We start from the raw sequence: 13,000 nt of genomic DNA on the forward strand, positions 1-13,000 counted from the left end.
CCCGCCCCAAGGACGGGCACCCGGGCCTTACTTGCCGCTATAGAGATTCAGATCACCGAAGTGTTTTTTCTGGATTAAGTCATAGGTACCGTCATCGTGTAACGCTTGGATGCCCTTATCCAAAAAGGCCTTGAGGTCTTTGTTACCTTTAGAGATACCAATAGCTGTTTTGGCTGGCAGTAACTCGCTGTCAACGGGCTTGCTGACTTCATAACCAGTGCCTTGGGGGGAATTCAAAAAACCCAGCTGAGCTTGCAGCATGTCCTGGATCGCCGCATCGAGGCGACCGGAAACCAGGTCGTAGTAAACCTGATCCTGGTTCTGATAGGCCTGAGTTTTGACACCTGCCTTATCCAGAACCGCTTTGGCATAGGCTTCCTGGATACTTCCTTGCAAATAGCCTACGGTCTTGCCCTTAAGGGAAGTAACCTCTTCGCTCAGACCAGAGTTTTTCTTGAACACATAAGAGGTTGCGCCGGAGAACAGCTCATTTGAGAAGTCAATGACTTTCTCGCGAGCTGGGGTCACCGTCATGGAAGAGAGAATGCCATCGAATTTGTTGGCCTTCAGGCCAGGAATCGTGCCGTCGAAATCGCTCTCGACCCACGTACATTTGACCTTCAATTTGGCACAGATTGCATTACCCAGATCGATATCAAACCCCGTAAGACTACCATCTGCGGCTTTAGATTCGAATGGTGCGTAAGAAGCATCAACGCCAAAACGCAGTTCTTTGTACTCCTTGGCCAGAGCGACATTTGCGCAAAGTGGGAAAAGTGCTAACACGAAGAGCTTTCGAAGCGAAATCATATGAGAATCCCTAGATGTTGTAGTTTGATTAAGGGCAGTGAACGATTTGACGACTTTAACGATTCTTCTTTCGGCAACTACATTTCGGATATAAACCCCCGCAATAGTTGCATTACTGCACACCCATTTAAGAGCTGTGGCAAGCGTTACGCAATCAACAGCAATAGAAATTTAGCTATACACCTCCTAAGCAATTTTATACTCACTCATAATCAAGACCTCATGTCCTGGTACTGGACACTGATAGTACGCCGATGGCTCGCTCATCCAAATATGGCAAACAGATCAATGTTATGAGCAAACCGCTCGTAACAGAGAGCAATCTGCTTGACTGAAAACCTGTTTTGCAAAGGTAAACAAAAAATCAGCGCATGAACCCCCTCAGGAAATGCTGAGGCGTCACTCCAACTCTTATCATTTATTTGCTAACCGAAACAGAAAAAATCAAGCTGAAGCCAGCTTCATCATTACAAGACCGCTGACAATTAAGACAGCTGCGACAACTCGCATAAGGCTGGCAGGTTCCCCTAGAAAAATGATACCCACTGCAAACGCGCCAACAGCACCAATGCCAGTCCAAATTGTATAAGCAGTACCAAGCGGTAGACTTCTCATGGAAAATGATAGGAGCGCAAAACTTGCCATTAGCATGACCAAGGTAACAACAGTCGGCCCAAGCTTGGTCATACCTTCAGATTGCTTCATGGAGAAAGCCCAAACAACTTCAAGTACCCCTGCAAATATTAAACATATCCAAGCCATGATAAGCCTCCATTGAAAGATCCGTCACGACCAAGACGAATACAACCTACAAGTATTGGGGCCGCGCCCCTGAAAATAAAAACAATGGATCGGGCTCTTAAAAAAGCCCCCGCTGGTACGGGGGCAAAGGAGGGTTACCGACCAGACCATATTTTGAGCAATGCCGTACATCCAACGCTAAAGGTGCCACCAATTTTTTGCGTTCAGATCATTTGAATGTCTCGTCCAAGGCCAGGGAAATATCTTTGATCAAATCGTCCGGATCTTCGAGCCCCACCGAAAACCGAAGGTGACCGTAGGTACGGAACTCTTCAGGGTACTTGTCAAAGCCGCCTCGGCCTTCCGCACCCACATGAACGATGAGGGACTCATCGTGCCCGAGGGATACTGCAGAAGTGATGATGCGCAGATTCGAAACGAACCGATTCTGAGTATCCGGATCGCCCTTTACTGCAAAAGCCATCATCGCCCCATATCCCTTGCCTGCAAATTGCCGACGGGCTAGTTCATGCTGCGGGTGGGACGGAAGCCCCGGATAGTAGATATAGGCTATACGATCATCCGAATTGAGAAACTCAGCCAATTTTTCAGCCGTATTTAGAAGTTGTTTCAGTCGCAGAGGCAGCGTGACTGAACCGCGCATTATCATCCAGGCGTTAAATGGAGAGATGGTCGCGCCGAGGTCAACAAGAGCGTCATTCTTGATCTTGGTAATCATCTGAGTGGAACCGATAACCACCCCGCCCATGGCATCACCATGACCATTGATATACTTCGTCAGAGAGTGGACGACCAGGTCGACCCCGTGCTGACTGGCACGGAAAAACGGAGGTGGAGTGAAAGTAGCATCGACGGAAATCAGTGCCCCGTGTGCATGGGCAATTTCAGCCAGCGCAGCGATATCTGCAACCTTAGTGGTTGGATTAGCAATCGTCTCGGTATGGATCAGTTTGGTATTAGGGCGGATCGCTTGGCGAACAGCCTCTAGGTCACCTACGTCGACAAATGTGGCTTCAATGCCATAACGCTCAGGCAAAAGCTCCGCGAAAAGACGCCATACAGCCTGATACGTAATATCACTGACAATGACGTGGTCACCGCTTTTCAAGAAAGAGAAAAACACTGAATGCAAAGCGGCTACGCCGGTAGCAAATACAACCGCAGCCTCGCAGCCTTCGAGTGCAGCAAGTTTCTTTTCAAGGCATACCTGGTTATGCCCCTGGTTCCGCGTGTACACAAGGCCGTCTGGGCTAGACCAGTCCATCGTGGCCGGATCTTCAGGCAAGAGATAAGAGTTAGCCATTACCAGCGGAGTGCGAACAGCACCAGTAGTGGTGTCGGTTACGTTACCACCATGAACTGCGAGTGTAGCCGCCGAAAGTGTGGACAGATTCTTTTTGTCAGGACGCATGTCTATTTCCTCCAAAGTTATTTTTTGTTGGGTGTCATTGATTCTGAAGGTGAGTGAAAGAAGGACGGTTGGTCTGATCTGCTCGGACCAATTCTTGATTTTCGTCAAAGACTAATTCACCACTCTCAATTGCACGAACACGGCCACGAACCATGTACCAACCAACAACAAGGGCGGTGGCATAAAACGGCAGCGAAGCAATCGAGTACGTACCTACGGGATAATCGAATGCGATAAGAACCAGAACCAAACCGAAGAACCCCAAAGTCGCGTAACCACTGTAAGGCGCAAACGGCATTCGAAACCCCGGACGCTCCAGATCACCTTGCTGGGAGTATTTGAAGAGCTTGATCTGACACAGGACGATTGTTGACCACGAACCGATCAACATAACGGCAGTGAGTGTCAGCGCGATTTCAAAGGCTTCCCCCGGAACAATGGCGTTAAGTACGACACCAATTAGTGAAGCAACGGTCGTCAGCATGATGCCAGCGAACGGAACACCTTGACGGTTCATCTTGGCCAGGAAGCTAGGGGCTGATCCGTTGATTGCCAGCGAGCGAAGCACCCGGCCAGTGGAGTAAATGCCAGCGTTCAGAGAAGACACGGCCGCGGTAATCAAGACCATGTTCATAATCGCGTCTGCACCCTTGATCCCCAGCGAGCCGAAGAAAGTCACAAACGGGCTTACCCCCGCCGAGTACGCTGTGTGGGGGAGCAGCATTGCCAACAGCAATACAGAACCAACGTAAAAAACAATAATGCGGAAAACAACTGCCCGAATGGCTTTCGGCATGACTGTAGCGACGTCTTGGGCTTCGCCAGCTGCAGTACCAACCAACTCCACACTGCCATACGCAAATATCACCCCCTGGATCATGATTACGGCGGGCAAGAGGCCTGATGGGAACCAACCGCCATTGTCAGAAATCAGTTTGAATCCAACCTCATGGCCTGGCAGCGGAGTGCCGAACAGCACCATGTAAATGCCGATCCCAAGGAAGGTCGTTAATGCAGCCACCTTGATCAGGGCAAACCAGAATTCGAGTTCACCAAAAATTTTTACCGAGACAAGGTTAATCGCAGTAACAAAACCCAATGCTCCCAGTGCCAAGGACCATTGAGGGATGTCGCCCATGAAAGGGACATAAGCTTTGAAGAAATTCAGGTAGAGCGCTGTCGCTGTGAGATCTGCAATGGCAACCATTACCCAGTCAGTCCAGTACATCCATCCCACGGCAAAAGCCCATTTCTCACCGTAGAACTCTCGAGCATAGGAGACGAACGAGCCCGAGGATGGGCGATACATCACCAGTTCGCCCATAGCCCGAATGATGAACCACGCAAAAAAGCCACAGATTGCATAGACAAACACAAGCGAGGGTCCGGCTTCGGCGAGTCGTGCGCCTGCGCCCATGAATAGACCACTTCCGATTGCCCCCCCTATGGCAATCATCTGAACCTGGCGAGGCTTGAGCACCTTTTGATAGCCCGCATCTTCTGCGCTGAAGTCTCTCTTTCGAGTTACACCAGACGATGGCACGCGTGTGGGATTAAGATCATTCACACTCATTTTGTTACCTTTTATTGTTGTATTGGGCAAGGCTCTACCGACCAGAAGAGCCTTGCCGAGGACCCGATTTAATCCTAGGGATTCACATCGATCCTTTAATCAACTTCCGCCAACACCGTTTAAGCAGATCACTTTTGGTTGCGTCATATCTTCATACGCGAAACGCACACCTTCACGCCCCATGCTGCCGTATTTTGAACCACCAAATGGCATTGCATCAAAACGATAGTCAGATGAGTCATTAATCATGACGCCGCCGGCTTCGAGTCGTTTAGCTGCTTTCATGGCGACATTCAAATTGCTGGTGAAAATACCCGCATGCAAACTGTATTCTGGTTCATTAGCCAGTGTCAGCGCCTCATCAAGCGAGGCCACGCGTTGAAGAATGACAACCGGACTAAATACTTCCTCACACCAAACTTTACAGCTTTGGCTAACATTCTCCAGGACCGTCGGAGAGTAAAGCGAGCCTTGGCGTATATTACCAAATAACAGGTTAGCCCCTTTATCCATTGCCTCGACAACTACTTCTTCAGTGCGTTTTGCAGCAGCTTCAGTAATCATTGGCCCAACATCCGTGCTTTCGTCAGCAGGATTTCCCACGACTAAAGCACTTGTCTTCACAACGAATTTCTTTTTGAACTCCTCATATATTGTCTCTTCAACAAGAATTCGTTGGGTACCGATACAATTTTGCCCGGCCGCCCAAAAAGCGCCTGATACACAGGACTCAACGGCTTCATTCAGATCACAATCGCCCATGACGATAACCGGGGCATTGCCCCCCAAATCCATCGCCAGTTTTTTAAGGCCTGCATTGCGAGAGATCTGCTCACCGGTAACAAAACCGCCCGTGAAGGAAACCATACGTACCGCTCGATGAGCGACCAGTGCCTTGCCCAGCGCAGCCCCCCCAGTTGCAATGGACACGACCGCAGGAGGGAGACCCGCAGCGTTCAGGCAAGCCACCAGCTTAATGGCAGATAACGGAGAGAGCTCAGAGGGTTTGAGTACAACAGCATTACCGCCAGCGATCGCAGGCCCCAACTTGTGAGCGACCAAGTTGAGTGGGTCGTTGTATGGGGTAATTGCAACAATTACCCCCAAAGGCTCCCGAGTAAACCATCCCTGACGGGACTCAGATCCTACATAGGAGTCAAACGGAATCACTTCGCCAGCATTACGCTTGGCCTCCTCAGCGGACAGTTTCAGCGTATTGACGCAGCGTAAAACCTCCTTTCTCGCCTGCTTGATCGTTTTTCCCGACTCGGCAACAATCAGACTGGCAAACGCCTCCTTGTCGCTCTCAACCAAAGCAGCGGTTTTTTCCAGTATGCGAGCACGTTCGTGCCTTGGAAGTTCTTTGGCAATCAGCGCACCAAGCTTCGCCGTATCAATGATCGCAGTGGCAAATGAAGCGGGTATGTCCGTCACCTCTCCAACTGCAGCGCCATCATACGGACTCAAAACTGTTATGGTTTTATAATCAACAGCGAGCGAAAGACTCAAGCTATTCATGATCACTTACCTATCTTAGTTTTGTTCTTGTGAATGCTGACGATATCCGAGAGTAAGGCGAATGCTGTTTCAAACCGACCTGCACCCGCTCCGACAACCGTTACCGGGCCCAGAACATTTGTATTAAATGTAATTGCATTCGTTGCACCACTCACACCGGCCAGTGCGTCCCCCTGAGGCAACAATTGAGGACTAACAGATGCAGTGATGGAGCCATTGCTCATTTTTTCCGCGCTGCCAATTAGTTTCCACCGGGCATTGGCTTTCGTTGCTTCGGCGATATCTTTTGACGTGATCCCCGAGATGCCTTTGCAAAGGACATCGCTCGGAGTCAACTTCGCCCCCAGAAGCTCATTCGCCAAAATGACTACTTTAAGACGAACATCATGCCCTTCCACGTCTGCAGTGGGGTCAGCTTCTGCGTAACCGAGTTCCTGAGCCTTGGCGACTGCATCAGAGAAGTCGAGACCTTCTTCCATGCTAGAAAGTACGAAATTGGACGTACCATTCAAGATGCCCTTAAACCCGCTGATTTCCGAGCCGGCCAGCGACTCTTTAGCCAGACGAATGACGGGGGTGCCGCTCATTACCGAGCCTTCAAACTCGAATTGGGCACCGGTGCTTCTGGCCAATGCTTTCAGGCTTTCAGCGTGCAACGCCACCGGCCCTTTGTTGGTGGTGACCACACTGATACCTTTTTCCAGAGCCCAGCGACAGAAAGTCGTAGCTGGCTCTCCGTCTACAGGGTTGGTGAACGTCGCCTCGGCGATAAGATCGGCCCCCGAGAAACGGATAACCGTCTCATTTGCAGGCTCAGCACTGCCCGCTGGCAATGTTCTAAACCCCCCTTTTACAGCAGCAACTGCGGCCAATTCGTGGGCATCCAACCCGTTCTTGTTGATGATGGAGCCAAAGTAAAGATCACTGACACCAACAATTTTTAGCTTAAAACCAAATTCATTAGCCCAGTGCTCGTTCTTATCTGCAATGAGCTGCGTCAACGCACGGTTTACACCACCAAAACCAAGCAAAGCAATTTTATATTCAGTCACGACATGGGCCTCATTGTTATGTTTTCGGTACTGAAATACTAAACTGCAGCAGTGCTCATACGAATATGGCAAACCGATCATTGTTGCGAGCAAAATGCTCGCAGGAGAGAGCGTTTTGATTTCCTAGCAACCTACTTCGTGCAAGACAATACAAAAGACGTAACCGTATTCAGAACTCCTGGCAACGTGGATATGTCGCTCCAGACCCGATGAATACAATCCGAACTTGCCGCTTCAACTGTCACTACGATATCCAGGTCACCACTCATTACATTGCAGGACACGACCTCAGGCATTGAGACAATTGAACGCACTACTTCAGCACCACGCATTCGGTCTTTTCGATACACAAAAATAAGAGCATTAATTGGCGCAACCTCGGAAGGTGGCCCACCTTTGATTATGGTATAACCCCTGATATATCCGTCCCGCTCCAACCGTTCAATCCTGAGCCTGACAGCATTCCTAGACAAATTAACTTTCATGGCAATGTCGTTATGCGCAAGTCGAGCATTACGAGTAAGCTCTTCCAGTATTTTTTCATCCGTCTTATCTAAAACGCGCTTCATCTCTAACTCCAGGATTATAGCGAGCGAGACTTCGTGTCTTGGGATATCGTCTTGATGAGTTCCGTAAGGATGCCAACATCATTGGAAATTGAAATGCATTCGTCATTAGAGAAGGGGTGAGCACTCACCACACTCATTGGAGATTGAACATCGGCTTCAGCCAGAACTGAGGCAGAGCTTGAAGGATGCGTCGTGGCCAAGCAGATCATTGGTGTCAGTAAGCTACGCCTGTTAATTCGCGCAGCTCGTAATCCAATCGCGGTATTAGGACTGATCAAGTAACCACTTTTAACAAAGACTTCATGAATACAGGAAAATGCCTCTGCATCCTCTACCGCCAAAGAATCAAATAGCTTTCGCGCCTCTAACCACTCATCCTGTTCCAGTTGAATTTGGCCATCCGTCTCTAGTAGCTCCATATTTCTAGCCACTTTATCACTGCACCTATTGAGAATGCTCCATTGCAGCCGCTCGAAATTAGAGGCTAACGACACATTCATGCAAGGCGTGTTGGTAATACGAATCTCATTACGCCTATAGAGGTTAGACTGAAGAAAGTCATGCAAACCCGCGTTGGTATTCGTTGCTACAATTAGCTGCCTGATGGGCAACCCCATTTCCCTTGCAATATAGCCTGCATAGAGAGCACCAAAATTTCCGGTAGGCACACTGAACGCCACCTCTCTTTTAGGCGCACCTAATTGAAGCGACGAGTAGAAGTAGAAGGACAGATGCGCCAGCACCCTCACCCAATTCACCGAATTGAAAGATATTAATTGTTGACCTGTTTCGTTAATGCCTCTGTGAAATTTTTCGCACAGCTGATGACAATCGGCGTAATCACCCTCAACCAAGATATTTACAACATTTTCTTCGGCAGCGCCTAATAAGCGACGCCGATGTTCATCTGTTATTCCTCTGGAAGGATGCAGAACAATCACAGTCACACCTTCCATGCCATTGAAGGCTTTGATGGCCGCGACACCGGTGTCTCCACCAGTGCAGCCAACGACAAGCGCTTTCTTTCCGGACCTTAGTAAAGAGTATTCAACCAGACGAGACATCAATTGGAGACCGAAGTCTTGATAGACCCCTGCCGGACCATGGAATAGTTCTAATACCCACTCATTGGTAGCCGTCTGATAGAGCGGCGCAACGGCGTTACTTTTAAAACCGTAAAATGTCTCCTCAAGAATTCGAGACAGTTCATTTTGAGGGATATAGTCACCTAGGAACGGCTCGATCACATGACGTGCCAGTTCGTGAAATGGTAGCCATTCAAGCTTCAGGAGATCATCGCTTTTGAAGCGAGGAACCTTGCTAGGAACGAAAAGCCCACCATCCGGTGCGTACGCCCCCATGAGGACCTCGCTGAACTCGAATTCTTTACCAGGCGTCCGTGTGCTGACGTACTTCATGATTTGAGACACCCTCTCGCCTTTTCTGAGCCTTCCACCCGTAAGGCGGCGCCCTGCTGAAATTCAGTGCTGCAGTGAGCCTTTCCTGTGAAATGTGAGGCCTTCTTCTGAAGCGTTGAGCGAGATCATCGTCATCTGCAAACGCAGATGGTGAGGGGTCGCACATCACCCGCGCCAGGCCAATCACCCATCACTCAGCTACCACACGGCCACTTTCGTCGCTTGCCGTTCAAGCTACCAACTATTGACTAAAAAAGTCAATATAGTGACTATCCCATCTATCCGACCGTGCACGGCTATCCCCCTGCGGGAAGGAGCCCTATCCGCATTCCCATCAGAAGGTCCAGGGCAGCCAGAAAATTAGAAATCCAGGAGAACGCCATGAGTGCCACGAACCTTCTTCATTCGCTTTACAAATACAAGGCATGGTCTGAGGAGGAACTGTTCAAGTGCTTGAAAGCCCCCGCGGCAAAAAAATTTCCAACCGAAATGGAGGAAGCACTCTACTGGCTAGCCCATATCAATATTGTTGACCAACTGTTCATTGCCAGACTGCAGGGAAAACCGGATGAATTTGACTCCATCCTGACCGAACAGAAACAAGACCTAGGTCGACTGGAAGAGTGCTTTTCTTCAGCGAATCAATGGTTTGTGAACTACACCCAGTCGATCACTGCAATCGAACTGTCTGATCCGGTTGAGTTTATTTTCAAGGATGGAAAACCAGGCAACATGACGAAAGAGCAGGTTCTTGTACACGTGCTATCACACGGATTGCAGCATCGAGGAAGTGTGGCGACTATCTTGCCTCGTGAGCTCCTGCTGGATCACAAGGACCATTTCACAACGTTTTTGAAGCTCTAGGCACTGATGGGCCGGCCCATGTATGGCGATGATACGTAATAGGAAATCTTTCGATGTTCTGCATACCCGATCAAGCACCAGTTGCCCCCAATATGACGAGCGCTGGATGCATAAAAGGAACCTGAGACAATTCCGCTCAAATGTCGAACGAGGCTTCGGTGTGATTCAAACTGAGTAAGCCGGCCTGCCGGCCCGAAGCAGCGATCTCAAAAAAATGCCTCAGCAAGCCACCTTCTGCTGAGGCGTCCTCACTGCAAAGAAAATTCATAAGTGCCTACGATTTTTATGAGGAGCGTGTCACGAATTAAAATGCTCCTTTATTTCAGTAGGCGCCTTTTTGTAAGTGGGAAGGAAGATGCTAAATGTCTTTATTATCAGCGCACTCAAGCATGGCTAATCCAATTCCTCGCTCATTACGCGAGACCAAAGCATCGCCAGCACCTCGGATATCACGGGCTTCCTCATCCTGACCGAGCTTGAATTTCCCCACCAGCCTCGTGATTTCGATCTCGACCCCTACAATTTTTTTCAGCATGGCATCTATGTACTCCTTGGGACTATCGGTCATTTTCCAAGGTGTGGGCTGAGTTGCTTCATGAGACTTGGTCAGCTTTGCTACGACACGACGCACGTACTGTGCATCATCGTGAAACGTCACACGACCAAATGCGTGCACGACCCGGTAGTTCCAAGTGGGGACTTGCTGATGGAAATCCTGTTTGCTCGGATACCATTGCGGCGATATATACGCATCTTGAGCTCGAAATATCACCAACACCTCACTGCCCTGGGCGACTTCATGCCATAGGGGGTTATTCCGCGCCACATGCGCCTGCAGCACCCCAAGCGCTCCGCTGCGGAGTACAAGTTCAAAAGGTAAGTGATTGGCGTCAATCCCATCACCCGAACAAGTGACAAGTGACCCAAGCGGATTTCGCATAATGACTTCTTGCAAAACGCCAACACGAGACTCTTCAAACTGAGGGGGGATGTACATTTACTTTGCTCCTATAACTGATCTGCTCGCTCAACATTAGGGCCACTGCGCCGGTCAAAGCCGACTAAACATCGGCCCTACCGCGCCTGCTGAGCTGTATCATTGTAAAGATGCAGCTTGGCGTTTCGGATGCATTCGCAGCACTTACTGCTCAGCTCAGTTCGAGCTCGTCGATCACCGCAGCAATTTGCTGACGCCCTGCTCCACTGATGGTTCTGAGTGGCAATGGCAAGCTCGGAGAGTGGGTGAATCCACGAAGCTCGGCCGCCGTTGCAACAACGCGCAAGCTTCCCCCAAATTGTGTAAAGAGGGCCCATAGAGGCTTCAAAGATTCGGAAAGGCGAGTCGCTTCTTTGGCGTTACCCGACAACGCAGCACGCGTGATTGCCAGGGCTGTTTTCGGGAACAAGCCCCCAATGACGGAGTACCAGACCTGACAGCCTGCGTTCAATCCAGTAGCAGCAAATACATCCCCGCTTACCCCGATCGTTACGTGCTCCGGAATCAGTGCCCGAAGGCGATCGACTCGTGCCTTGGCCTGATCTGGTGCTTCAGGAACGCCAGGGATCTTGATCGAGTGCACATTCGGCAGGTGGGCAATGCGCCCGTGAAGCTCATCAGTAAATTCGAAATGGGTGGTGCCGGGGTTGTCATAGACGCATAGCGGGACGGAGATATTGGCGGTGACCGTTTCGTACAGGGAAAAAACATCTTCAGCTGTTAGCTTCTGATAGGAAACGGGTGGCAGCAACAATGCCTTGACTCCCACCTTCTGCGCATCCTCTGCCAGCAACAGCACATCACGCGTCCGCAGCGACCCAATACTTACCATGACGGGAACATTCCCGGCTGCCTCTACTGCCAACTGCGTAACTCGTGAGCGTTCAATCCGAGAAAGGTACGCATAGCTTCCTGTAGATCCGAGCGCACCGATAGAATCCACTTTTGCAGCCACCAGTTGCTCCACAAGGCGAGCAAATGCTCCTTCATCCACACCCTGCTCATTCATTGGCGTCAAAGGAAATGCACTAAGACCGGTAAACATAGTTCAGGACTCCATTGTGTGATTCTGCAATTAGATCACCACAGGATGGACGGACTCCGAAGCATACATCGCTCAATAATCGACACCATGCGCCATGGAGATTTCTTCGATTCAGCTGCAGGCTTTTTCAAGGTGATGTGGGGGGGGGCATGAATGCCACCGATAAAAAGGCTGCGTGCGAGGCGAGATTGGACATAACCCCGTATGCATCCACACAAGCAGCCCGTACCCTCTCGCTTATGTACTAATTGGCACCTGGACCGATAAGCACACTCTCAATCTGAGCGCCTGGCATCATCAGTTGCAGGCCTTCTATCAGCTTGTCACCCGCTTCAGTCAATGCCTCGAGCGGCATTGTCGGCAGACTTTCCAGAATGAACCACATGTGCTTCGCGTCTGCACTGAGCCGTGTTCTGACACCCTGTCGCCAATTCCAACGACGGCAAGTCACCCCTTTATCGTCCCGCCAAACAACCTCGCCAGAATCAGGATATTCGTGGGCTGGAGCGCCTTCTTTCATGGTGTCGAAAGGTTCCGATCCATCAGCAACAGCGAGTCGCGGCGAGCCCACATAGGCTTCGACGTTCTCACCGCCGACCGGAACTGCGTATTCAATGCTGATGGCGTTATAGAGATCAACCACTGGATCGATACTCGGCAGACTGCCGTCACGCAGGGCCCGTTTGCGAAGAGCTTCAGCTGAGCAAGGGGTGCGCTGCGGCTTGGCACCGAATTTTCGGAAGAGATCCGCCCAAGCGGTCAGGTGAGCGTCTGCCCACAGTGCACCACCCGCCGTGACTGATTGACAGGCTCGAGCCAAAGCGTCCTTGCCAATATCTGGATTGGCGATTGGTGCAGCTTCGACCACAATGCTGAGCGCTCTGAACTCAGGTGCCAAATTGATTACGTCTTGGTCGATTGACGGCAGTACGGACAGCATCAGAGAATCCCTTTAATCCTAAATTTCACTTCATACTAGCG

General features: G+C 50.2%; 12 protein-coding genes. 1 reads left to right on the top strand and 11 read right to left on the bottom strand.

From position 1 onward, the window contains the following. Positions 1–27 precede the first annotated feature (27 nt). From AC1RS8_RS23675 to thrC, 8 genes are all read right to left on the bottom strand, one after another. The gene (locus AC1RS8_RS23675) at positions 28–810 is read right to left on the bottom strand and encodes a transporter substrate-binding domain-containing protein (RefSeq protein WP_218497842.1); all 783 of its coding nucleotides are present in this window, start codon (positions 808–810) and stop codon (positions 28–30) included. A gap of 444 nt (positions 811–1,254) precedes the next feature. After that, positions 1,255–1,572, bottom strand: coding sequence for a DMT family transporter (locus tag AC1RS8_RS23680; protein WP_223531874.1), 318 nt, complete (start codon positions 1,570–1,572; stop codon positions 1,255–1,257). Positions 1,573–1,780: 208 nt separating this feature from the next. Beyond that, positions 1,781–2,983: a trans-sulfuration enzyme family protein gene (locus AC1RS8_RS23685; protein ID WP_024777145.1), complete on the bottom strand. Its 1,203-nt coding sequence runs from the start codon at positions 2,981–2,983 to the stop codon at positions 1,781–1,783. A gap of 34 nt (positions 2,984–3,017) precedes the next feature. After that, the gene (locus AC1RS8_RS23690; RefSeq protein WP_218497840.1) at positions 3,018–4,556 is read right to left on the bottom strand and encodes an amino acid permease; all 1,539 of its coding nucleotides are present in this window, start codon (positions 4,554–4,556) and stop codon (positions 3,018–3,020) included. Positions 4,557–4,655: 99 nt separating this feature from the next. Next, positions 4,656–6,074: an aldehyde dehydrogenase family protein gene (locus tag AC1RS8_RS23695; RefSeq protein ID WP_458372953.1), complete on the bottom strand. Its 1,419-nt coding sequence runs from the start codon at positions 6,072–6,074 to the stop codon at positions 4,656–4,658. Between the two features lie 2 nt (positions 6,075–6,076). Continuing rightward, on the bottom strand, positions 6,077–7,126 hold the full coding sequence (locus AC1RS8_RS23700) for a homoserine dehydrogenase (RefSeq protein WP_458372954.1): 1,050 nt from the start codon (positions 7,124–7,126) through the stop codon (positions 6,077–6,079). A 131-nt stretch (positions 7,127–7,257) separates the two neighbouring features. Next, a complete protein-coding gene (locus tag AC1RS8_RS23705) occupies positions 7,258–7,695 on the bottom strand; it encodes an Lrp/AsnC family transcriptional regulator (RefSeq protein ID WP_218497838.1) in 438 nt (145 codons plus the stop codon). 14 nt (positions 7,696–7,709) lie between these two features. After that, positions 7,710–9,113, bottom strand: coding sequence for a threonine synthase (thrC, locus tag AC1RS8_RS23710; protein WP_095153011.1), 1,404 nt, complete (start codon positions 9,111–9,113; stop codon positions 7,710–7,712). Positions 9,114–9,494: 381 nt separating this feature from the next. On the opposite strand from thrC, the gene AC1RS8_RS23715 reads away from it, so the two are divergent. Then, complete coding sequence (locus tag AC1RS8_RS23715; protein WP_095153002.1) at positions 9,495–9,977, top strand: DinB family protein; 483 nt, start codon at positions 9,495–9,497, stop codon at positions 9,975–9,977. 358 nt (positions 9,978–10,335) lie between these two features. Here AC1RS8_RS23715 and AC1RS8_RS23720 read toward each other — a convergent pair whose 3' ends face one another. The 3 genes from AC1RS8_RS23720 to AC1RS8_RS23730 all read right to left on the bottom strand — a co-directional run bounded on the left by AC1RS8_RS23720 (position 10,336) and on the right by AC1RS8_RS23730 (position 12,959). Beyond that, complete coding sequence (locus tag AC1RS8_RS23720) at positions 10,336–10,974, bottom strand: FMN-binding negative transcriptional regulator (protein WP_090454472.1); 639 nt, start codon at positions 10,972–10,974, stop codon at positions 10,336–10,338. Positions 10,975–11,125: 151 nt separating this feature from the next. Continuing rightward, complete coding sequence (locus tag AC1RS8_RS23725) at positions 11,126–12,019, bottom strand: dihydrodipicolinate synthase family protein (protein WP_095153003.1); 894 nt, start codon at positions 12,017–12,019, stop codon at positions 11,126–11,128. Positions 12,020–12,263: 244 nt separating this feature from the next. Next, positions 12,264–12,959 (bottom strand): B3/B4 domain-containing protein, encoded by a 696-nt coding sequence (locus tag AC1RS8_RS23730; protein ID WP_095153004.1) that lies wholly within the window; start codon positions 12,957–12,959, stop codon positions 12,264–12,266. Between the last annotated feature and the right edge of the window lie 41 nt (positions 12,960–13,000).

It is taken from the genome of Pseudomonas sp. GW821-FHT12A04 (assembly GCF_058807755.1).

What these genes read in the sequence shown, in the direction of transcription:
- AC1RS8_RS23725 (WP_095153003.1), bottom strand. Translation starts at nt 12,019, where the DNA reads ATGTTTACCGGTCTTAGTGCATTTCCTTTGACGCCAATGAATGAGCAG.
- AC1RS8_RS23705 (WP_218497838.1), bottom strand. Translation starts at nt 7,695, where the DNA reads ATGAAGCGCGTTTTAGATAAGACGGATGAAAAAATACTGGAAGAGCTT.
- AC1RS8_RS23690 (WP_218497840.1), bottom strand. Translation starts at nt 4,556, where the DNA reads ATGAGTGTGAATGATCTTAATCCCACACGCGTGCCATCGTCTGGTGTA.
- AC1RS8_RS23715 (WP_095153002.1), top strand. Translation starts at nt 9,495, where the DNA reads ATGAGTGCCACGAACCTTCTTCATTCGCTTTACAAATACAAGGCATGG.
- AC1RS8_RS23685 (WP_024777145.1), bottom strand. Translation starts at nt 2,983, where the DNA reads ATGCGTCCTGACAAAAAGAATCTGTCCACACTTTCGGCGGCTACACTC.
- AC1RS8_RS23695 (WP_458372953.1), bottom strand. Translation starts at nt 6,074, where the DNA reads ATGAATAGCTTGAGTCTTTCGCTCGCTGTTGATTATAAAACCATAACA.
- AC1RS8_RS23680 (WP_223531874.1), bottom strand. Translation starts at nt 1,572, where the DNA reads ATGGCTTGGATATGTTTAATATTTGCAGGGGTACTTGAAGTTGTTTGG.
- AC1RS8_RS23675 (WP_218497842.1), bottom strand. Translation starts at nt 810, where the DNA reads ATGATTTCGCTTCGAAAGCTCTTCGTGTTAGCACTTTTCCCACTTTGC.
- thrC (WP_095153011.1), bottom strand. Translation starts at nt 9,113, where the DNA reads ATGAAGTACGTCAGCACACGGACGCCTGGTAAAGAATTCGAGTTCAGC.
- AC1RS8_RS23730 (WP_095153004.1), bottom strand. Translation starts at nt 12,959, where the DNA reads ATGCTGTCCGTACTGCCGTCAATCGACCAAGACGTAATCAATTTGGCA.
- AC1RS8_RS23720 (WP_090454472.1), bottom strand. Translation starts at nt 10,974, where the DNA reads ATGTACATCCCCCCTCAGTTTGAAGAGTCTCGTGTTGGCGTTTTGCAA.